We start from the raw sequence: 19867 nt of genomic DNA, 5'->3' as shown, positions 1-19867 counted from the left end.
TAGGATCCGTTCCTATTTTTCGGAACGAAAAATAGGAACGGATCCCGAAGAGAAATGTTGCCTAAAAAATGCTCCCATTAATATCAAGGAAGGAATCCCCCCTTTAATTATCAGTCTCCAGAATCTCTAAGTCTAGGATACCCCAAGCCAAGAGGATGAATAGGAGCATCAAGAGGATCTAGGTTTGTATAGCTATCATCAAAGAAAGCTTTTTCTCTCCTGCTTGGCGGAATTTTCGGCTTTAACCGCCGGTTATATTCTCTGGCAGTCTTCCATTTCCTGTAGAGGATATATCCACCTGCAATTCCCAGAAACAGAAAACCAGATCCCATATCTCCGTTTGCGAGTAAAACAATAAGAAATGAAAACATAAGAAACCAAAATATCCCTTTCAAAAGGAATTTGAAAAATTTAAAAACTTCATTTTCGTCTTTTACTCTTTCTTTGAAATTCACCTCCGTCTCAACCCCCATCATTTTTGCAAGGGCCCTTTGCCCGGTGTCTATAGTTAACAGTTTGACTTTATACCCGTTATCTTTTAACACCTTTCCTGCTTCTACTATCTCCTCATCGGCTTTGCTTTGAAGGGCGTCCCACCTTTCTTTTCTGTTAACCTCAAGCAAGCGAGCTTTTCTTTCTTTTGCCAGTTCTGCTATCTCTCTTACTGCCCTTCTTGCTAATTGAGCCTTCTCTTTGTTCTTAGCCAGGCCGTCAAGCTCTCTGAAAACCACGTTGGGGATAAGAAAGACACTTCCAGCGGGCGGCTTGACTTTCCACCCCCTATCTGCCATCTCCATCCACCAGGAGGTGTCCGTTATTAAATACGTCGTATTTTTGTCGAGAGAAGCTTTCATTTTGCCTCCTCTTATACCTCTTTTCGGCTCTTCCTCTAAGATATAAAAAAACAAACTACCAGAAAGGCGCAAATACCGCTTCTTTCCTTTTTCCAGGATGAAGGAAACTTTGAAGTATTGTCAAGGGAAAAAAGATCGAAATTTCCACTTCAGCAAAAAAATAGCTTTCCTTCGAGAAATCTGTTTTTAATTTATAATAAAAGAGATTCTTTCGTTCTTTGATAAAAGACTGAAAAAATATCTTTTTTTATATTCTTTTTTCTTTCTTTTTCATTCCCAAAGATTTTCACCTGATTTGCTCCGATCCGGGCCGGGGCAAATCAGAAAGGGCCGCAATCCCCTGGTGGGGAGGAAGTTTTCTCCCCACCAGGGAGAGCCTCCTCGCCAGGGATCAAAAAAAAAATAACTGCGAGGAGGTGTGGACATGGAAAAAACGACGATATATAAAGAAACCATGAATAGTTATTTCCGAGCTGTAAAAAGCATTCAGGAAGCATTAGGAAAAGAAAAAGCAGAACCGGTTATTAAAGCACTTGATGCCGTATTTCAAGCACTAGAAGAAAAAGCTAAAGAAAAAGAAATTCACATCAAAATTGAAGTTGCAGAACAAGTTAAAAAGGAACTTAAAGAGGAGCTCAAAGAGGAACTGGCTACCAAGTACGATTTGCTTCAGTTGAAAAGCGAACTAAAGGAAGAAATAGCCGGGTTGCGCCTTGAAATGGAAAAACGTTTCAACAAAATAGAAAAACATTTCAACGAAATAGAAAAACGTTTTTACCCTCTATATATGATTTTGATCGGACTAGGCGCTCTGATCGTGGCGACCAATCCAAAAATTTTAGAACTTTTAGGAAAACTCCTCGGAATACTGCCTAAGTAACCCATAAATCCAATTAGGAAGAATAGATTGGAACAAAAGGTGGAAAACTATGTTAGAACTTACAGGGATGGAAGGTTTTGCCGTAGGTGGAGCTATCATATTAGCGATAGGATTCACTGCCAAATTAATCAAAATTTACGTCAAAAAGAGAAAAAAGAGATTGTCAGTTGCCGCATAAGGCACACGTGTGAAGTAGCTTCCTGATCATGTACCCCCGGGCGGGGGCAGTTCTTTCCCCGCCTGGGGATAGGGCTGCCTCCGCTTCCTTTTTTTTCAAAAAAAATCCCAAATCAATCAAGGAGGTGGCCCTATGTATCAACTTGGTTATGCTATTGGTTATCTAATTGGAATCGTAGGAGTACTCATTGGATTTGGCCTCGTAGTCTCTTTTCTACTTCTGCCACTTATTACCATTTTCTTCCCTGACAAGCTCTTTATCTACTGGAAAAAGAGGCTTGGTAGTATCCTAACCTGGAGCTTCACCACTTTGCCCGTGGAAAAGGAAGAGAATCAGGAACAGAAAGAGGACAAAGATAATCACGACAAGAAACAAGAAAAAGAAGACTACGTCCTTATCCGTGTTGCCGGAATTCCCATTGAGGTTCCCCGGTCGGCGCTGTCCGGAAACCGACCGCTGGTCCACTAAGCTTTGATAGCTCTTCTCCTTTACCAGGCCCTTCCCGAAAGGAAAGGGCCTTTTTTCTTTTTATAATGAAAGCTTGTTTTTTTATATAAGGAAGAGACTAAGTTCTTACTGACCTACAAGTTTAGAGCTTACCCTTGTCACCTACAAGGCTGTGATGGCGGGGGCAAGGGTGGTGAGGGTTGACCCGTCCTATACGACTCAGGACTGTTCTGTTTGTGGTTTTAGAGTTCCCAAGACTTTGGCTCAGAGGCTTCATAGATGTCCCGAATGCGGGGCTTTTATGGACAGGGATTACAACGCGAGTGTGAACATCTTGCAAAGCGGACGGGAAACCGGCCCTTATCCGTTTTTCCACCGGCTCCCAGACTCTCGAATTCGGCTCCCTCTCCCAAGACAGTAACCCATGAAATGCTTCAGGACCGTGCTTTTAGAGACGAAACCCTCCGATTCGCCGCTGAACTCCTGGGACAGTACATGGGATGGAAAGGGGAAGTTACTACGGGTGGTTCTCTTTCAGGAAGGGCAGCATTAAAGATTGGAAATAGTGGAGCCATTAACATTTTAGGATCTGCATTAGGTACTCAACCATCAGTATTGGCTCAATACGGAATTACTAGAGACAACGCCGAAAAGGTTTTAGCCGACCTTAACTATGCCCTGGTCTCTAAGGCCTGACATGAAGCCTGGCAAACAGTGCTGATCATCTCAGCGGTGATATTAGGGAGGCTCTTTCCTTCATAATACTTGGTCAAACTTTGATTTGCTCTTCAATTTTTCTTTTCAATACCTTTTTTTCATTATCGAGGAAAGACTGATGAAAACTTCTTGATGTATTTAATAAAAGTTCTCTGTCCTTTTTCAACTCCTAAACACAGACAATATCTAATGAATAAGATTATGAAATCTTTGAAAAAAATAAGCACCTAAAAATCTTGTTTTCCTGAACATCTTTTGCTATAAAACCCAAAACTTTCATTATAAGGAGGGCCTATGAAAAAGCTCCTAATAATCCTGCTCTCTATCCTGATTTTTCCCACTTTTGCCAAGGGAACAGAAGTTTGTGTTATAACCGTATCCGATGAAGCCGGAGGTTCAGCCTTAATTGAAACCTTTAAAGATAATGTTCCTCAGAGACACACCGAAAGAGCTCACTACCACTTTGATAACCATTATGGACGTTACCAAATTGAACCTGATGTTTACTTAAATTACATTATTACCGGTGATTTTGAAAAGGAAAGTGACGTCGAAAATTGTCTTATTATAGCTGAAACACTTACCGGAAGTGGTATAATAAATATAGAAGGAAGAAATTATCAAGTAAATGTTAATATGCAGTGGAATGAAGATGAAGACTGGACCGGATGGATAGAACTGGATGAACAGAGAATTGAAGTTGATGAAGAACTGGCTGAAATTGTAGAGGGTATTGTGGCTGATACCGGTAGGCCCAATCCTCGTTACCATCTGGTAACAGAATGTCAAAAAGACGGCAAAACTTTCTACAGAGCAGAAACAGAATCTTTCTTTGATCCTTCCTTTTGTTTGCCTGCATTAAATCTTTCGCCAGGAATCAAAAACTGTAGCTCTTATGATAAAACTATCATAAGTCTTTATGATGCTGAATATGATACTAAAGACCTAGGGCTCGGGAGAGTAAGGCTAAATGGAAACATAACCATTGAGATGAAAACAGAACAAGTCAATGATCCAAATTTCGTCTTTCCTGTAATCTCAAAATTGTATGGAACCCTTGATGCGGAAGTATTTGGCCAGACCTACCATGCTGAAATGGACTTCGATATTGTAGGTCACTTTATGACTTTAGCTGAATCGGATGAGTTTCCTATTTTTCCGGTAAATTTCAAAGAGGAAAAAAGAATTTTAAAAATCAATGGAAATTTTATTTCCGAGGAACAAATTCCTGACTATATGCAATACATAATTCCCTTAATTTTCCTTGATGACGAACCTTTGTGGGATGAATAACGGCCCGGCTTAACTTAAAACTCCGCCCCTTTTCTATAGAAAGGCCCTCTTTGAGGGCCTTTCTTGTTAAATGCTTTTCTAAGTATATTCCCTTCTCAAGCATAAGAAAATAATTTCTCTCTTAGCAAGAACCGATTTTTTTCAAAATATTGACAATACGTATTAAGTTCAATAAAGTAACAACCGATAAATACATAAAAGATCGAAAGGAGGCATGTATGGAAGAAAAGGTAAGAAAGAAGCGTAGTAGGCCGGTAACCAAAGAAGATGTAAAGTTTGTCTATGAAAACTATCTTAATATGACTTCTACTGAAATTGCCGAAAAATTGGGGATCAGTAAGTTTCAGGTAATGAAAATCGTTACCGAATTACGAAAAAGAGGAATTAATATTCCCAAAAAAGTCGGTAAGCGAGAAAATCCTATTGATGCTTTTGTGAAAGAACTTAAGGGAAACACCGTTTAACGAAAAAGAAAACCGGGCAATAAATTTAAAAGGCCCTCATTTTGAGGGCCTTTTTATCTTTTGTTTTCTTGAATCCGTTTCTCGAACAAAAAATCGGGACTTTTTTGAACGAAAAAACTGTTTCTCGAACAAAAAATCGGGGCTTTTTTTGAACGAGAAAACTTCGGTGTAGGAAGGAAGTCCTGATTATTCAAGAAGATCTTTTTCCATAAACCAGGCTACAATTTGTTTGAAGGAGTTCCTACTAATGGGCCATCCAAAAATTTTTTGCTAATTTCCTCCTCGAAAAGGAGAATCAATATGATAATTCTCATCATAGAAGACGAAAGAGATATAAGAAAAACCCTGAAAAATCTCCTAAAAAGCTATTATCCGAACTGGGAAATTCAAACGGCCCCTTCCCTGAAAGGGGCCCTATCTCTCCTGAAAAGGAAAGATTTTTCCCTTATTCTTAGCGACTGCCTCCTACCAGACGGTATGGCCTGTGATTTGTTCCCCTGGATCAATTGCCCCCTTATAATAATGACCGGATATGTTGACCCTCAAAAGCTGAGGAACGCCACAACTTCTCTGCAAAAACCGTTTCGGGTACTGAAAAAGCCGTTCACATTTTTTGAGCTTTTGCAGACTATCCGGGAAATTTTAAAGGCAGACACTCCTGAGTATCATCAAATCTCCGGGAGAAAGCCTGCCTTCATTCCTTCCCATCCTCAATAGAAAATTCCCCTGACCGTCTTCTCTGATGGAAACTCTTCCTGCTCGGAAGGCCAATCGTCCGTTTGCTCCCAGAAATTTTGCCGAGATGAGATTGAAGAGTTCCCGCCTTTGAGTTCCCGTCAGGGTAGTCCCGGCGGAACCATCCATAAAGGAAACCTCTCCCTTCTCTGCCAGAAGAATCGATCCCGCAAGGGTCCTCAAAAGCTTTCCTTCGTGAAGGGAGGCTCCTATTGCCTCTGCCAACACGAGAACCCTTGAAGGCCTCACCCAACCCGCCGATTTTTCTACAATCTCATTGTTTTCCCTCCGTGCAATTGAAAAATATACCCCATTTCTGACCGGAAATAGGAGCACTGAAAATCCGTCCCGTCCCTTGAAACGGAAGACCTCCGTTTTCGACCTTTCCCCACGCTCCTCTTCTCCCTGTACCTCAATTCTATCTTCTTCCTTTTCAGAATCTTCCATCTGTTCCTCTTCCTTAGGACTACCCGTATTCACGGCCTTTTCCCCACGGTTGCTGATCTCCTGTCCCATCGCTTCCGTATTTTCCGCTCCCGTATTTTCTCCGGTTTCTTTTAATTTTTCAGTCCTTTCTGATGCTTTTGGAACCAGTGTAATAGAATTTGCCAGAATATTTCCCAGGACTTCGAGAAACCTCTCCAGGGGCAATCTTATCTCTCCTTCCTTAACCGCCGGTACCTTCTTCGTTGTCCCGTCCACCCTTATAGTTCCTTCCCTTTTGCCGTAAAATTTAATCTTGTTAGGAGAAACAACGACATCGGCAAAACTAAGATCCACCCTCATAAAAAACCTCCCTTTCTAAGTGTGTCTGAAATAATAATTAAAAATCAAAGGTCCTTTTCAGGAGGCTTACATTGAAGGAAATCCTGCTAGCGACTTCTCCAATCCTTCTATATGTTACCTGGAAGATCGGAAAATATAGAAAAATTCCTTTTTATGGAGACCCTTTTCTCGACAAAATTTGCAGGAAACTAATCAATGGTAAGGAAGTTGAAATAGGGCTTGAAGATCTTGCAAAAGTTCTCTGGAGCCAAAATCAAGCAATAATTACAAAACAGGAGATACCTTTTACCACTGGACCTCCGCAGGGAGCAACAGAAAAAGGTAAACCGAAAGTAACTTCAGACAAAGCTTCAGGAGAAATCTCATCTGAATCTATCCTTGATCAAAAGCCAAAAGCTACGGAAGAAAAAGATGCCGGGTATTTGACCGAGGACAAAACCTTATCAGAGATGGAAAAATATCTTCTCGACGGCCCCTCTCCGTTGTCCACATTCCTCAAGAAAAGCATCCTGCCATTAAAAGAAAAACTTTTAAAAGAAGGAGCCTATGAAGCCGTTTTGAAGGTTCTCTTTTTGCTCGCTGACACAGAAGATAAGTCCTCCGTAGTATCAGCCGCTTCAGGAGATGCCTCCATCGGTTATTCTATCCTAAAAAATATTTCCCTACTGGAACATTCTATCAATACAGCCCTCATCGGGATCGAACTGGTCAAAAAAGAAATGCCGTTTGTTTTTGACCTTCTTCCGGGGAAATATTTTCTAATTTTTCTGGGACATGATGTAGGCAAGAGCTATTTGAAAGAAAATTATGCCACCGGAGATCACCCTATCCTTTCCGCCAGAATACTTACCGAAATAATCCCCGAATCCTATCCCCATAAGCACGACATTCTCGCCACCGTGGAAAGGCACCACCATGAAAACGTAAAATATCCCCCTTCAAGTGCCGAGGAGTATGACCTTTATCTCCTTCAGACCGCTGACAGGCTGGCACGGGAAAAGGAAATTTCTCAGGCCGACGTGAAAAAGGTTCTTGAGTCCTCTTCTTTAAACCAGCAAGGAATGGGGGAAGATTTTGAGGGCATAACCCCAAAGGGGGTAGAGCCGGGAGAAATCCTTAAAAAAATAACGCCTCTTATAAACAGGTCTCTTACGGAGGAAGAGCTCAACAATCCCGATCTTCCCATTCCTCCCGATGCACCTGAAGGAAGTTTTGTGGCAATTTCTCAACCCGACGGAACGGTTTACGTAAGGCCGGATGCCATCTATGAATCTTTCTTACGTGTGGTAAAGGAAAAAAATCTTGAAAAGGAAAACGCTCCCATCATTGCCGGAGGAAAAAATAACACCCTCAAACAAATTGTAGCCTGGTTTATGGAAAAAGATCTTCTTGTCCCAGGACATGTAAAGGTGGGGTATTTCGGAAGGTGGTATTCTTTTAAGATAGGAAATTCCGAATATCGGGCAATATTCACACCGATAAAGGCTACTTCCTTCGGATATATGCCGGGAGATCTTGAAAAAATCAGAAAGGAAAATCCTAGGGTTGCAAAAATTCACTCATTCAGAAGGGCCTCATCTGGAAGCAAATAATTCCTACCTGATTAATAAGGAGTTCTTATTGCCTGTACTGCAACGTTCTGTTCAGCAGTTGATACCTGAACAATAAGGAGTTCCCAAAGAAAAGTTCCAGCCGCCTTTTTAATCTCTTCCGATTTGCTATAAGGAAACTACACTATCTTTTGCTTTCCTGAACAATAAGGAGTTCCATTAGAGCGGCCAGAGATACCTTTAATGGTCTTTTGCCCTGAAGAATAAGGGACCGGAATGGGGGAGAAAACTCCCCCGAAATTATCAGGACAGATCCCATGTTTTGCTCTGCTGAAACTTGACCTTCTTCTTCGCCGAAATTTCGATAACCTCTCCCGTTTTAGGATTTCTTCCCTTTCTTGGTTTCGTCTCAATAACACGAAAGGTTCCAAAGCCCACAAGCCGCACATCCTCTCCGTCCTCAAGAGCCTTCTTGATGACATCTATCACCGCATTGACCGCCTTTGCCGCAAGACTCCTGCCTCCTCCTAGTTCCTCAGTAACTCTTTCAATCAACTCTCTCTTATTCATTCCCGAACCTCCTTTTTTTTAAGGAAAAATTACCTTTCAAAATTGATTTGCAAATCAATTTTTCCCGCCGAACTCCATTTTTATTGACTCGCAAATCAATTTTTCCCGCCGAACTTTAATTTTATCAACAATGGAAACAAAAAAACCGGGGTTATACGGGAACAAATAATTAACTTATTTATTTTTTATTTTCTTATTTCTTTAACTTCGAGGAGGAGAACATGAAGGTTCTGAGTATTGATCCGGGGTTTGGAGAAACGAAGGTTGCGTACCTGGATGAAGGAATTTTTTCTTTTTCTTTTCCGTCTCTGATGGCGGAATATTCTCCTACACCTCTGGAATCGAAGGACAAGATAATCATAAGCCGAAGCGGAAAGAGATTTGTATTGGGAAGGGATGCTCGGGTGGAGCCCGGCTGTTACGGGCCTAGTGATTATGCCGACATACTAAGGATGGTTCCCCTTGTCATTGAATATTCCCGCCTCTTGATTGAGAAAAAAGGAAAGAAATCGGATTTTGATATGGTGGTTGTAAGCATTCCTCCCGGTAGCTGGCCGAAGAAGGACAGTATGGAAGCGCTCCTTGACGAGGAAGTGAAGGGAGGCGTAGTAGTTCCCCAGGGCCAGGGCGGTTACTGGCAGGTAAGGAAGAATCTTCCTCCCGGGGCCGAGTACATTTTGGTTCTTGACCTAGGGTACAACACGGTTGACTGGCTTTTGATAGAGGATCAAGGGGACGACTTCAGGATAACGAAGGGAGCAACTCTTTGGCGATTAGGGGTAATGAAATTAGTAGAACTTTTCAGGGGAGAGCTTGGAGAGCCTTTAAGGGAGCTCCCCCCCCGTGTATTAAGGGAATTTTTGAGGCGAGGAGGTGGCAGTTTTTACGGTGAAAAGCTGGACTTAAGCGGAGCTAAGCGCCGGGCGGAAGAAAGATATGCCGAGATGTTGCTTTCTTCCTTGAAAGCAGAAGTAGGAGAGATAACAGCGATAGTGGATACGGTTATAGGGATAGGAGGCGGAACACACTATTTTGACGTAAAGAAACTAGGGCACAAGGTAACATTAATTCCTGAGGATCCTGAGATGGCAAATGTAGAAGGCCAAGCAAAATACATACTAGAAGAGGTAATCAGACGAAATGAATAGGAAAGATTTTTATTCGATTTTTCCAACTTTACATAAAGAATGGCTCTTTTTGAAAGAGATACGAGAAGATCTACGGAAGGCAGGTTTAGATCCCGATCTTCTCTATCCAAATGATATAGGCTTACTAAAGGGAAACGTAAACTTTTTGATAACGAATTTATATAAACCCTCTAGTCAAGGGTATTGCATAGAATTGGAGAAGATAAAAGAGATCGGGTGTGACAAAGAAGCAATCAATTGGGGGAATTTGAGGTGTAAGGAAGTGGTATGGGAGATAAAAGAAGAAGGAGAAGGGTACATAGTGATAGTAGAAGAAGCGTCTCCAGAAGCACGGAAATTACAGGAATATTTTTTGAAGTGGCTGAGAACGTGGAAGTGGCCGGTAATAGAGGTAAGGACGGAATGGTAGGAGGGAGAAGTGACAAAAAGATTCACGATAGCGCTTGAAGGAAAAGCAGCGGAGATATTATCTCGGATTCCGAGGAGCGTAAGGGGACTAGTATTGAAAAGGGTAATAGAGGAAGCAGACAGGATGGGCTATTTTCGATGTATTTTGCTTGACGAGGCGGAGGAAGAACTGACCTTAAGGAAAAGAAAGAGAGGCAGGAAAAGGAAGGATGTTTGTGATGTATCTGGGGAAAAAATAGCAGAGAGGATAATAAGAGATGGAAACGAACCGGGGACGGAAGCGGGAGATATAGAAGAGAGGGAATTGGGTTCAGGCTCAAGAGTAAAGGAAGAGGTTTCAACCGAAGAAGGGCCGAAATGGGTAAAGGAGATAAGGGAGAAGATAAGGAAGAGGGTGGAGATTTGAAGGGGGAGTGTCCACCCTCCTTTTGTAATTTGCTTATTCTAAAATCTCCACAGTTGGGTGGACACTCCTCAAAAAAGGCTTCAGAGGCGGAAAGGAAGCGCACCGCCGGGAAGAACTACGACGTTCCTCCTCCGGTGGTTCTCAGGCCCGAGCGCATTCAGTGGGTTCGCATATCCGCCACTGACGTCAACCGGATCGTGAGGGTGTTCAAAAAATCTAGATATGAGACCGTTCGGAAATACCTGGACACCGTGCTCTCGAGACTTCCACCGGAGGCCGTTGTCCTGGACGACCGCTGTGTGGTAAGGGGTGGCCTGAGAATCCCCCTGATCGCTCCCCGGTCAGGCTCTATGAAAATTCCGCTGCCGGAGGAATCCCCCACGCCTTCGGAATGAAGTGCTCAAGTTGTATTTACAAGATTTTTACGGTTCTTTTCATAGGCGGCCTTCTGACCTATGGGCTCGCCACGCACCTCATCATTTCCGCAACCCCTTCGGCCGGGGCTAGGGTGCTTCTGCGCCGCGGCTGTCCCGAAACACTCCGGAGATTCGAACTCCTGGAATTCCTTCCCCCCGAAAACGATTTTATCGTTCCCCGGGAAATTAAGCTCATCAAACACGCCGTATGTTTCCCCGGGGAAAGAATCGTGCGTCGGGGAAAACACTTCCTCTGCCTCACCCGCGAGGGACGGGCCCTTGATCTCGGCCCGGAGAAGTTTCGCACCCGGGACGGACGGCCCCTCACTCCCTGGCTCCCGGAAAATTCGGAAACGGTAATTCCCCCGGGCCACATCTTCGTCGCGGGCGACGGCACTCCCCATTCCTACGATTCACGCTATTTCGGTCCCATTCCGATGAAGAGGGTCCTTTCATGTCCCGTACCGCTTTTCTGATCCTTTTCATGCTCACGATGTTCGCAAGGGCTGGTACGCCTACGAAAAATACGAAAAGCCTGAGAATAAAAAGAAACAGACCGAAAAACGGAAGGCGCAGGAAAACACCAGGCCCTTCCGCTGGCCCACCTATAAGGAAGCCCTGCGCATGAAACCCTCCGAACTTAAAAAGATCCTCGAGCTTGCCGCCGAGGAAGCCGTGGCCGATCCAACCGAGGAAGGCGACCGCCGAACGGGTTGCCACCGCGGGCTGGTACTCGGCCGAACCGCCCGAGACCGGCCGTAAGGTGGTCAGGTGGGCCACCTACATGAAGGCCGCCCGCGAGAAATCCGTGCGTTTCGCGGGCACCCTCTCCTTTGTTCTTCTCAAACACCCCGAGTTATCCTACGCCCCCGACTTCCCCATCAACTACCCGGCCTCTCGCGCCCTCTCCCGCGCAAGGGCTGAGGAAATGAAATCCTTCCTGGAGAAACTCAAAGACCGCTTCGCCTTGGTACTTCTCGTCTCACGGCGCTCTCCTCTTTCGGAGCCCGCCCAAAAAATATGCCGTAAGTTTACGGAGGAAACCGGCTGGAGATTCGTGGTCGTTGACGCCGACTCCCGCCCGGATTTCGTGAAACGTCTCGGGGCAAAATACCTCCCTCAGGCCTTCATCATCTTGCGCGATCCCGGCATTCCCCCGCTTCCCGTCATGATCGGAGCCGAAGCCCTCCTGGTTCTCCGGCGAAACATCTACACCGTCGCCCGCATAGCTCTGGGAGAAATATCTCCTTCCGAGTTCGGTGCCCACGGTGTAAAAGGACTCGTGCCGGTGAGACACTAATCTGTTCGGATTACAATTCTACATCGTGAGCAAGACGGTGGGAGACTACCTTCTCGACATAATAACTCAATCGAAAAATTAGTACCAACGAGAGAGGGAAAATTTTTTAAAATACCATTTATATAGTTTTTAATAAAATTACAATAAAGAAATCTTTCTTGTTTATCAGAGAGAGTAAGTTCTGTCCAAAATGGATTAACTAATGTAATAATCATAGTATTATCATGTTCATATTTTATATCGTCAAAAAAATAAGCAACTTGTACATCGGTGCTTTTCCAGCGTTCAATTAAAGTATCCATTTGAATAGTATCAGAATCTTTGAATGTGCTACCAAAAGAGTTTCCTATTCTTTCTGCAATAACATTTAGTTCTCGAGTGTTTTTCAAAAATTCATGAAATGTCTTAGCCCTTACAACAATATTTCTTTCTCCAGTATTAGGATCTATCTTGTCTTTCAGAGGATATAATTTTTCTATAAATTTTTCCAAAATTAAAGCAAAAGCTATGTTTAATACAGCTAAAATAGAAAATATTGAAGTAAACGGCAAAAAAACATCCCTCACTTTAATATTTTTTTCAATGAAGAGGTAAGGAGAAATAGTCGTCCAGCTAGAAATGAGAGCGAAAATACATAGAATCAAATATAAAATAGATTTGCGTCTTGAAACGTCATCTCTGCTAAATCCCAAGAAATATAAGATTTTATTTTTAAAAGTATCAGTTAAACGTTTTTCATATGAAGATTTGTTTTGGATATGATAAGAAATTAAACTAAATAAATATACTAGAACTGCTAAACAAACAACTATACTTATCACTTTAAAGATTATGTTTATTACTTCAAGAAATTTCTCCAGCAATGTTACGTAACATCAATTCTTTTACTTTTTCATAATCTGTATAATTATATGCAGCAAGCATTAACTTAGGAATTGCAGCTTCCCATGTTATATCTTTTAGAGGGACAATTCCTGTTTCTTTTAATAAATTAGAAGTTTCATATATATCCATAGTGGCTCCCTTTTCCCCTTCATGTTGAGATACAGCAAAAAATAAAACTCTATTTCGAAACTTTTTCAGTACAGGTAAAAGAGAATATTCGCTTTGATCTGCAGGCCCAGTACCAGAATTGTAAAGCTCTAAAATTATATATTTTGCTCCCAAGTTTATAGCATGTTCTATAATTAGCGGATTAAAACCTGGATAAACTTTTAATGCAAATATATCTGGAGAAAATCCATAGTTTAGATTTGATAATACATATTTTTGAGGGAAAAGTTCATTATACAAATGAAAATCAAAGTCAATATCATTATTGTAAATTTTTCCAATATAATCTTTACCCAAATAAAAGCTCTTATAACAATAACCTTCCCAAGCTACTTTTTTTACTTTAGTTCCTAGATGAATACGGGTAGGATGTTCTTTATCATTTTTACTATATCCATTAAAAACAATAAAAACTCCTTTTAAATAGTGACTTATTGCCCATTCAAGAAATGTTATGCTATCTTGAAAATTAACAGGAGCATCTGTATAATTATTGAAAATAGGATAATTGGCTCCAGTAATAACAATGGGAATATTTTTAGATATCGTCTCAATATAAGACAGAGCTGCCGAAGTATAAGCCATAGTGTCAGTTCCATGTGTAATAATTATTCCGTCGTATTTGCTATTTTGAATTTCTTTTGATATAGCAAACACTAATTGATTCCAATGTTTTGGAGTACAATTCTCACTTAAAATATTAAAAGGAGTTATAATTTTGAAAGACAGTTCAAAAGGATTTAAAAGGCTGGAAACAATGTTTTCTACCTTCTTTTTCTCGCTAGGACGAACAATTCCTTTTTCATCAGTAAAGCTTCCAAAAGTCCCACCTGTTAATACAATCAAAATTTTGTTTGTTTTGTTCATAATTCTTAGTTATTTAAAGAAATTTTTAAAAATTTCCTTAAAGCCTTATATATTTTGATAAAATCAAAAGTCAAAAGATATTTCTGCCTTTTAATTTTCAAAAACCAATTTTCTTTTTACCACAACCTTCTTGGATTTTGCAAGCCCCCAACTTTATCTCCCATCTCCCGCTTTTTACAAAGTAGGTATTATCTCAACTTTTGCAATGGTATCTGGGATCGGATGGGATTGGATGGCGTGGGAGTGGAATGAATCTGGAATTGGTATCGAAATGGCCTGAGGCCCCGAAGGGGCTCCAGGCCATTTCCATTTGGTATCCAGCATCTCCCTGAATCCAGAAAATCGAACTGAATTTGCCCGAATTTTCCGGATTTTCCCGCGACTCAACGAGCACTTTCCGAATATCCTTTAGAACGGTGAAGCCATTTCGGAAAGATTTGCGTCGGAGGAGGGCATGCTTTCTTTTATAGGGAGGCTGGCCAATCCTTTCGCCTCGGTGACCCGGGAGGAAATTCGGGAGGCGACGCGCCGGTATCCGTTCTCGCAATGGCTTCCCTATCTGGCCTACGACCCCGAAAGGGGTCTCTACATCAACCGGGACGGTACCGCAGGATTCATGCTCGAGAGCCCGCCCCTTCTGGCAGCCGACGAAAACATCCATCGCAGCCTCACCGGAATGCTCGACCTCCTCCCGCCCCGCGGAGTCCTCTCCGTAACCCTCATCTCCTTCCCCTACCTGGCCCCCGTCGTGGAACGCTACGTCCGGCTCAAAAAGCGGGCCGCGGAAAACCCCGTGCTCGCCGGAGCCATAAAAAGGTACGCTGAACACCTTAAGCAGTGGACCCGCGGCATCCCCCACCTCCTTGGAACCCCCCTGAGAGACTTCCGCCTCATATTCGCCCTTAAAGTGCCGGTCTCCGGAGAAAAGGACCTCGAAGCCCTCGCAGAACTCAAAACCGCCTTCCGGGAGACCCTGCGGGGCGCCCACCTCGTTCCCCGGGAATTCGGCCCGGAATCCCTTATCCATACACTTTTCCTTCTATTCAACGGACACCCCGAACCGAACCTCCACTGGGATCCCGGAAGACCCCTCTATGACCACCTGATCCTATCCGAGAACCCGGTGGAGGTCCGGAAGGGCAAACTCAGGATCGGTCCCTCCGATCGAAAGCTTTCCTCTTCAAGAAACAGGTCGAAAAGGAAGATTCCATCATCACCCGTTTCATCGGAGAGTACGCCCGGGAACATCTACAGGCCGTAAACGAACTGGAAAAAGGGGCCAAATACCTTTACGCCGTACCTATCTTCTGGATCTGGAACGCCGACGATGCCGCGTGCGAAACCGCCACCAAAAGGGCCGCCCGTCTTATGACCTCCCGCGGTTTCGTCTCCCAGGAAGAATCCGAATGGCTCGCCCCCCTCACCCCCCTTTTCATCGCCTCGCTTCCCTTCGGTTTCTATAACGAGGGTGACAATCTCCAAAACCTCGACCGCCATTTCCTGGCCAGGACCGATCAGGTGGCAAGCCTCCTTCCCGTCGCGGTCGATTACTGCGGCGGAGGAAAACCACACCTGATCCTCATCTCCCGCAAGGGCCAGCTTATCCCCTTCGATCCCTTCGATCCGGTGGCCAGAAACAAAAACGTGTGCGTGATGGGAACCACCGGGGGCGGCAAATCCTTCTTCCTCAATCTGTATGTGCTTTCCATGTACGCTTCGGGAGCCGTGGTCTGGATCTTCGACATCGGTTACTCCTACCGCAAACTCTGTAAGCTCGTGGGTGGAAGATACATAGACCTGGGAGAAAAAACATAAGCCTCAATCCCTTCTCCCTGGTTCCAGAAGGTAAGGATCAGGAATCTCAAAACGAAAGGATCCACCATCTCGACGCCATCGCCGCCCTCTACGGAACCATGGCCTACTCCCGCTCGAAGGGAGAGCCCGATAACATCGAGGCCAACCTCCTGCGACATGCAGTAAGATGGGCCTGGGGGAAGGCAGGCCGAAAGGCCGATCTCGACCTGGTATGGTTCTATCTCGCTAAATTCCCCGAGGAAGCCGGGCCGGAACTGGAAGAACTCTGCGACAAAACCTCATCCTGCCGCGAAGACCTCGCCCTCCGCGCCCACCGACTGGCCTATACTCTTGCCGAATGGACCACCAGTGGCGATTACGGCCGATGGTTCAACGGTAAAGCCACCGTCGATTTCTTCTCCTCCGACACATTCGTCGTGCTCGAGCTCGAAAGAATCAAACGCGTTCCCCCGCTGCTGAAAGCCCTCACCCTCACCGGTCTCAACGCCGCCACCGCCAACCTCTACCTTCTTGATCGCTCCATCCCCAAGGTCCTTCTCTTCGAGGAATGTGGAGTCACCCTGGTCGAAACCGGCGGTGGTGCCCAGGAACTTTTCGCAGGCGTGGTGGAGGAGGCCTACCGCCGGGCCAGAAAGTTTAACGGTAGCACCGTCACCGTATTCCAGGGCCCCATGGACCTGGAGCGCATCGGTAAAGTGGGACCCGTAATCCTCGGAAACAGCGAATTCCTTTTCTTCCTGCCGAGCGAACAGTACCGGGAAGCCATCGAAAAAGGCATCCTCCCCTTCAAAGGAGCAGAAAATCTTCTTTCCTCCGTTTCGTCTGCTAGGCCACGCTATTCGGAATTAGGCATCAAAACCCCCTACGGCCTCGGGGCGGTAAGAGTGGTCGCCGACGGCTTCCTCTACTGGGTGTGCACCTCCGATCCCGAAGAGTGGGCCCGGGTCGAGGCCCTCGCCCGGGAGTCTGGCGACCTCCTTTCCGCTCTCACGGAACTCGCCGACCGCAGAGACCGGGAAATGGAAAAGTTTTTAAGGGGCGTTTGAAGTGAAGACCGGAAAGCGCATACTGGTCGTCATGCTTTTCTTCTTTTCGGTGGCCTCCGGCGCCTTCGCTGGAAATGGCACTGATCCGGTCTCCGCCGGAGCGGAGGCGGCCTCGCGGGTGAGGAATACCTGGACCACGTAGGAGGGTTTCCGGGAAATCACGGAGGCCATCACCACGGGAAGTGTCCCCTTGAGAACTCTCGATCGCTCGAAGGAGGGAATCGCCCGTATAAACTGCCCGGGCTCGCGGGCCCTTTTCGAGATACTGGTTCAGCCGCAACCCTCAGGTGATCTTTCCTTCATCTCAGTGGCCTACGATTCCGACCTCGACGGGAACTTTGACGGAAGATACGTGGTTCAAGGACCGGTTTCCGGGGTATGCGCGAACGGATTCGTGAAATGCCGGGCCGGGACCTGGAACGACTGTCACTGGTACGCCTGGCGGTACGACGGAAGAGATCTTTTCGCGGAAGAGGTCAATCCGCACGCCCTGGGAGGCTGCTACTGCATCAATTCGGGCTGCTCGCAGTCGGACTTTTTCCACTTCAAGGATCAGGTCCTGAGATCCCTTGCCGCAGGGGTTGCCGGGGCCATGGCCGCGGCCGAGCCCCGGCTTTCGGCATCCGAAGCCGAAATAGAAGGCACCATCATCCGCTACTACGCTCAGAACGCCGGGGATTGCTCCCTCACTCCTCACCAGAAATAATTTTTCCCAAAAACCGAGGAGGTTTCTATGCTTCTTTCTCAGGTTTTTAAAAATCTTCAGTCTTCTCCTCATGATTCTTCTCTCATTTACAACAATACTTTCTTTTCTCCTTATTCTGCTGAAAAGCTTTTCTATCTTATCCTTGATCAAATTCTTAAAGGAGATGTTCCCTATCCTCTTCTTGTTAAAACACTTTCCTCTTCTATTACTCTTGATCCTGAATCTGCTCTTTCTTTTCTTACCGAGCTACAAATTCAGCTTTTCGGTATTGGACTTCACGTTGCTTTCAAGGATAGGCCTCCTCTTCCTGAGACATTTTTACTTCCTTACCGGAAGCCCGAAGACGATAACTCTCTGTTAGAACTCTTTGGTTACATTTATTCCGGTCACCAAGACTTTTCAAGAATTATTACTTACAGGGCTGTTTTTTTGCCGGATAATGAAATTTTTCTTCTTGTTTCAGGACAGAACCTTGAAGGGACTGTTCTTTTCATTGTTCCTTCTGACACTTACTTTCCTTTAGAGGCCCTTCCGGGGCATATTCGAATTTCTCCCGATGGATATAAAGATCTTCTTCTTATTTCTGCTATACTCGATCATATTGTAGGGAAACGAACACTTCCTCTTTCCCATTTTGTACTTTTTTCTGACGATGAGCGAAAGAATTCACTAATTTGGGTTGCCCCAGAGGAGAAGATTTTTGAGTGGTCGGCTTTTTTTAATCAGAATATCGAAGCACTGAAAAGAGCTCCCGAATCTTTTCTAAATTCAATTTTGTTTTCACCGGAGGAACTCATGTAAGAAGGGAGAGATACTATGGAAAAAAACATTCTTAGAGATAAAGATATTTTGCACGGTTTTTTTCTTTTTTATGTCAAGCATGGAGCCAAAGTAAAATTTAAAGAAGGTAGGGAGGAGATTTTTCTTAATTTTCCTCCTGTTGACGAAAATAAACCTTCTTCGGATTCAGTTTTTTTTGCTCCATTTGACCAGATACGCAAATTGACTCAACGATGCCATCTTATGGGGAACAAGTTTTTTGTGCCGCAACTCATTGTTGATAAGAAGCAGGCGCTTGATTATTTCAATCTTCCCCCTGACTTTTCCTGTTATAATGACTTTGTTTCGCTTGAAACCAGGCTTTTACCTTTTAAAGGTAGAGAGAGGATTAATGTTGCCTTTGTTGCTTTTGGTGGTGCTCTGGGAGATACTCTGGTAGGTAAAACATCTTTGGAGATATTAGATTTCTATCTTCGTACTTACTTTTCCGAAGTAAATTTTATGTTATATCCCATAAAGCCGAAATCTTTTCCTATTCTCAAGCAGATTCCGGACGTTAGATCTATTCGTCTTCTTCCTGCACCAGTTTCCTTTCTTAAAAGAGCGGATTTTTATTTTGACTTTTCCATGATGACCGGGCATCGTCACTACAATACACTGCCTATGATTGACTATTTTCTCTTCCATATAGGCATTGATCCCTCTTCCATTCCACCCGAAAAGAAGAGATGTTCATATAGAATAAGCGATGATGTAGTGAAAGAATTGGAACCTATTGTTTCATCTTTGAAGGAGGAACGTGGACCTTTTCTTCTTTACCATTTTCGTGCGACCTCCAAAGTGAGAAGTATTCCTCCTCAGTTTATATTCAAGCACATAAAAGCCCTCATCAATAACACGGATTTTACTGTTGTTACTCTTCTTCCCTGCAAATTTAAGCATCCACGTTTTCTTGATCTTTCTGGACTTTCCAAAACCTTTGATCATTTTGCCTACTTGGTTTCCCGGATGGACGCCATTATTACCGTTGATACGGTTACGGTTTATCTTGCCGATGCTTTTTCTGTTCCTACAGTGGTACTTTTTACTTCTATTCCTCCGGAACTTCGTATTAAGTATTATCCACATCAGAGAGGGATCCTCATCGGAGCTCGGGATGGTAAGCCTCTTTATTACTGTCACCATACGGATAAGAAGAGAGTGCTTTCGCTTTTCAGGAAGGCATGGAGGGACTTTTCAATTCTTGAGGCGGTTAATTTGCTTTTTGAACGGAGAAGGGCAAAACCTAGCTCTTCACAACAAACAGCGCCGGGAAGCCCACGGCTTGAGTCGTGGGAGGAACGGCGCTAGGCAGAGGTGCTCTGAGCCTCAATGTAGCGCCTGATGGTCTCCGAGGACACATTCCCCGCCGTGGATACGAAATACGCCCTGGTCCACATGCTGGGGAG

Annotated in this window: 25 protein-coding genes and 2 pseudogenes; 21 read left to right on the top strand and 6 right to left on the bottom strand. The window is 44.3% G+C overall.

What is annotated here, in order from left to right; all coding sequences use genetic code 11:
- Positions 1–110: 110 nt before the first annotated feature.
- Positions 111–854, bottom strand: coding sequence for a PIN domain-containing protein (locus tag ACWB1W_RS04680; RefSeq protein ID WP_479370230.1), 744 nt, complete (start codon positions 852–854; stop codon positions 111–113).
- Between the two features lie 424 nt (positions 855–1278).
- Between ACWB1W_RS04680 and ACWB1W_RS04675 the strand changes: the two genes are divergently transcribed.
- The 7 genes and pseudogenes from ACWB1W_RS04675 (at position 1279) to ACWB1W_RS04645 (ending at position 5550) form a co-directional block, all read left to right on the top strand.
- On the top strand, positions 1279–1734 hold the full coding sequence (locus tag ACWB1W_RS04675; RefSeq protein ID WP_479370229.1) for a hypothetical protein: 456 nt from the start codon (positions 1279–1281) through the stop codon (positions 1732–1734).
- A 310-nt stretch (positions 1735–2044) separates the two neighbouring features.
- Positions 2045–2380, top strand: coding sequence for a hypothetical protein (locus ACWB1W_RS04670; protein ID WP_479370228.1), 336 nt, complete (start codon positions 2045–2047; stop codon positions 2378–2380).
- A 142-nt stretch (positions 2381–2522) separates the two neighbouring features.
- Positions 2523–2780: pseudogene (locus ACWB1W_RS04665) on the top strand (zinc ribbon domain-containing protein); the annotation flags it as partial.
- An 8-nt stretch (positions 2781–2788) separates the two neighbouring features.
- Positions 2789–3055 (top strand): hypothetical protein, encoded by a 267-nt coding sequence (locus ACWB1W_RS04660; RefSeq protein ID WP_479370227.1) that lies wholly within the window; start codon positions 2789–2791, stop codon positions 3053–3055.
- Between the two features lie 315 nt (positions 3056–3370).
- Positions 3371–4369: a hypothetical protein gene (locus ACWB1W_RS04655; protein WP_479370226.1), complete on the top strand. Its 999-nt coding sequence runs from the start codon at positions 3371–3373 to the stop codon at positions 4367–4369.
- A 218-nt stretch (positions 4370–4587) separates the two neighbouring features.
- Positions 4588–4833: a hypothetical protein gene (locus ACWB1W_RS04650; protein WP_479370225.1), complete on the top strand. Its 246-nt coding sequence runs from the start codon at positions 4588–4590 to the stop codon at positions 4831–4833.
- 300 nt (positions 4834–5133) lie between these two features.
- Positions 5134–5550 (top strand): response regulator, encoded by a 417-nt coding sequence (locus ACWB1W_RS04645; RefSeq protein WP_479370224.1) that lies wholly within the window; start codon positions 5134–5136, stop codon positions 5548–5550.
- On the opposite strand, the gene ACWB1W_RS04640 is transcribed toward ACWB1W_RS04645, so the two are convergent.
- On the bottom strand, positions 5476–6354 hold the full coding sequence (locus ACWB1W_RS04640) for a hypothetical protein (RefSeq protein ID WP_479370223.1): 879 nt from the start codon (positions 6352–6354) through the stop codon (positions 5476–5478). The two genes, ACWB1W_RS04645 and ACWB1W_RS04640, sit on opposite strands and share 75 nt — an antisense overlap.
- 71 nt (positions 6355–6425) lie before the next feature.
- Between ACWB1W_RS04640 and ACWB1W_RS04635 the strand changes: the two genes are divergently transcribed.
- A complete protein-coding gene (locus ACWB1W_RS04635) occupies positions 6426–7946 on the top strand; it encodes an HD domain-containing protein (RefSeq protein WP_479370222.1) in 1521 nt (506 codons plus the stop codon).
- Between the two features lie 261 nt (positions 7947–8207).
- Here ACWB1W_RS04635 and ACWB1W_RS04630 read toward each other — a convergent pair whose 3' ends face one another.
- The gene (locus ACWB1W_RS04630) at positions 8208–8474 is read right to left on the bottom strand and encodes an HU family DNA-binding protein (protein WP_479370221.1); all 267 of its coding nucleotides are present in this window, start codon (positions 8472–8474) and stop codon (positions 8208–8210) included.
- Positions 8475–8695: 221 nt separating this feature from the next.
- On the opposite strand from ACWB1W_RS04630, the gene ACWB1W_RS04625 reads away from it, so the two are divergent.
- The 7 genes and pseudogenes from ACWB1W_RS04625 to traF all read left to right on the top strand — a co-directional run bounded on the left by ACWB1W_RS04625 (position 8696) and on the right by traF (position 12152).
- Positions 8696–9622 (top strand): hypothetical protein, encoded by a 927-nt coding sequence (locus tag ACWB1W_RS04625; RefSeq protein WP_479370220.1) that lies wholly within the window; start codon positions 8696–8698, stop codon positions 9620–9622.
- Entirely contained in the window at positions 9615–10031 is a 417-nt protein-coding gene (locus ACWB1W_RS04620; protein WP_479370219.1) for a hypothetical protein, read from the top strand. Before ACWB1W_RS04625 ends, ACWB1W_RS04620 begins: the two co-directional genes overlap by 8 nt.
- Positions 10032–10124: 93 nt before the next feature.
- The gene (locus ACWB1W_RS04615; RefSeq protein WP_479370218.1) at positions 10125–10436 is read left to right on the top strand and encodes a hypothetical protein; all 312 of its coding nucleotides are present in this window, start codon (positions 10125–10127) and stop codon (positions 10434–10436) included.
- The gene (locus ACWB1W_RS04610; RefSeq protein ID WP_479370217.1) at positions 10388–10831 is read left to right on the top strand and encodes a hypothetical protein; all 444 of its coding nucleotides are present in this window, start codon (positions 10388–10390) and stop codon (positions 10829–10831) included. Before ACWB1W_RS04615 ends, ACWB1W_RS04610 begins: the two co-directional genes overlap by 49 nt.
- Positions 10828–11328, top strand: a complete 501-nt coding sequence (locus ACWB1W_RS04605; protein ID WP_479370216.1) for a S26 family signal peptidase — start codon at positions 10828–10830, stop codon at positions 11326–11328. The genes ACWB1W_RS04610 and ACWB1W_RS04605 overlap by 4 nt, the downstream gene beginning before the upstream one ends.
- Positions 11329–11416: 88 nt before the next feature.
- Positions 11417–11488, top strand: a pseudogene (locus ACWB1W_RS04600) (hypothetical protein); the annotation flags it as partial.
- A 22-nt stretch (positions 11489–11510) separates the two neighbouring features.
- Positions 11511–12152, top strand: a complete 642-nt coding sequence (traF, locus tag ACWB1W_RS04595; RefSeq protein WP_479370215.1) for a conjugal transfer protein TraF — start codon at positions 11511–11513, stop codon at positions 12150–12152.
- Here the strand turns inward: traF and ACWB1W_RS04590 are convergent.
- Positions 12149–12973 carry a hypothetical protein gene (locus ACWB1W_RS04590; protein WP_479370214.1) on the bottom strand — a complete coding sequence of 275 codons (825 nt, stop codon included), beginning with the start codon at positions 12971–12973 and terminating at the stop codon, positions 12149–12151. The genes traF and ACWB1W_RS04590 overlap by 4 nt on opposite strands.
- Before the next feature lie 22 nt (positions 12974–12995).
- Positions 12996–14072 (bottom strand): asparaginase domain-containing protein, encoded by a 1077-nt coding sequence (locus tag ACWB1W_RS04585; protein ID WP_479370213.1) that lies wholly within the window; start codon positions 14070–14072, stop codon positions 12996–12998.
- A gap of 454 nt (positions 14073–14526) precedes the next feature.
- On the opposite strand from ACWB1W_RS04585, the gene ACWB1W_RS04580 reads away from it, so the two are divergent.
- From ACWB1W_RS04580 to ACWB1W_RS04555, 6 genes are all read left to right on the top strand, one after another.
- Positions 14527–15333, top strand: coding sequence for a TraC family protein (locus ACWB1W_RS04580; RefSeq protein ID WP_479370212.1), 807 nt, complete (start codon positions 14527–14529; stop codon positions 15331–15333).
- Positions 15282–15887 carry a TraG/VirB4 family ATPase gene (locus tag ACWB1W_RS04575; protein WP_479370232.1) on the top strand — a complete coding sequence of 202 codons (606 nt, stop codon included), beginning with the start codon at positions 15282–15284 and terminating at the stop codon, positions 15885–15887. Before ACWB1W_RS04580 ends, ACWB1W_RS04575 begins: the two co-directional genes overlap by 52 nt.
- Before the next feature lie 98 nt (positions 15888–15985).
- Complete coding sequence (locus ACWB1W_RS04570; protein WP_479370211.1) at positions 15986–16933, top strand: TraG/VirB4 family ATPase; 948 nt, start codon at positions 15986–15988, stop codon at positions 16931–16933.
- Positions 16934–17123: 190 nt separating this feature from the next.
- Positions 17124–17639 carry a hypothetical protein gene (locus ACWB1W_RS04565; protein ID WP_479370210.1) on the top strand — a complete coding sequence of 172 codons (516 nt, stop codon included), beginning with the start codon at positions 17124–17126 and terminating at the stop codon, positions 17637–17639.
- Between the two features lie 27 nt (positions 17640–17666).
- Entirely contained in the window at positions 17667–18440 is a 774-nt protein-coding gene (locus ACWB1W_RS04560) for a hypothetical protein (RefSeq protein WP_479370209.1), read from the top strand.
- A 15-nt stretch (positions 18441–18455) separates the two neighbouring features.
- On the top strand, positions 18456–19769 hold the full coding sequence (locus tag ACWB1W_RS04555) for a glycosyltransferase family 9 protein (protein ID WP_479370208.1): 1314 nt from the start codon (positions 18456–18458) through the stop codon (positions 19767–19769).
- Here ACWB1W_RS04555 and ACWB1W_RS04550 read toward each other — a convergent pair.
- On the bottom strand, positions 19766–19867 hold a 102-nt coding region (locus ACWB1W_RS04550; protein ID WP_479370231.1), incomplete at its 5' end, for a transposase. The genes ACWB1W_RS04555 and ACWB1W_RS04550 overlap by 4 nt on opposite strands.

Source organism: Aquifex sp. (assembly GCF_056494385.1).
This window is presented reverse-complemented; position numbering and strand designations above follow the sequence as displayed.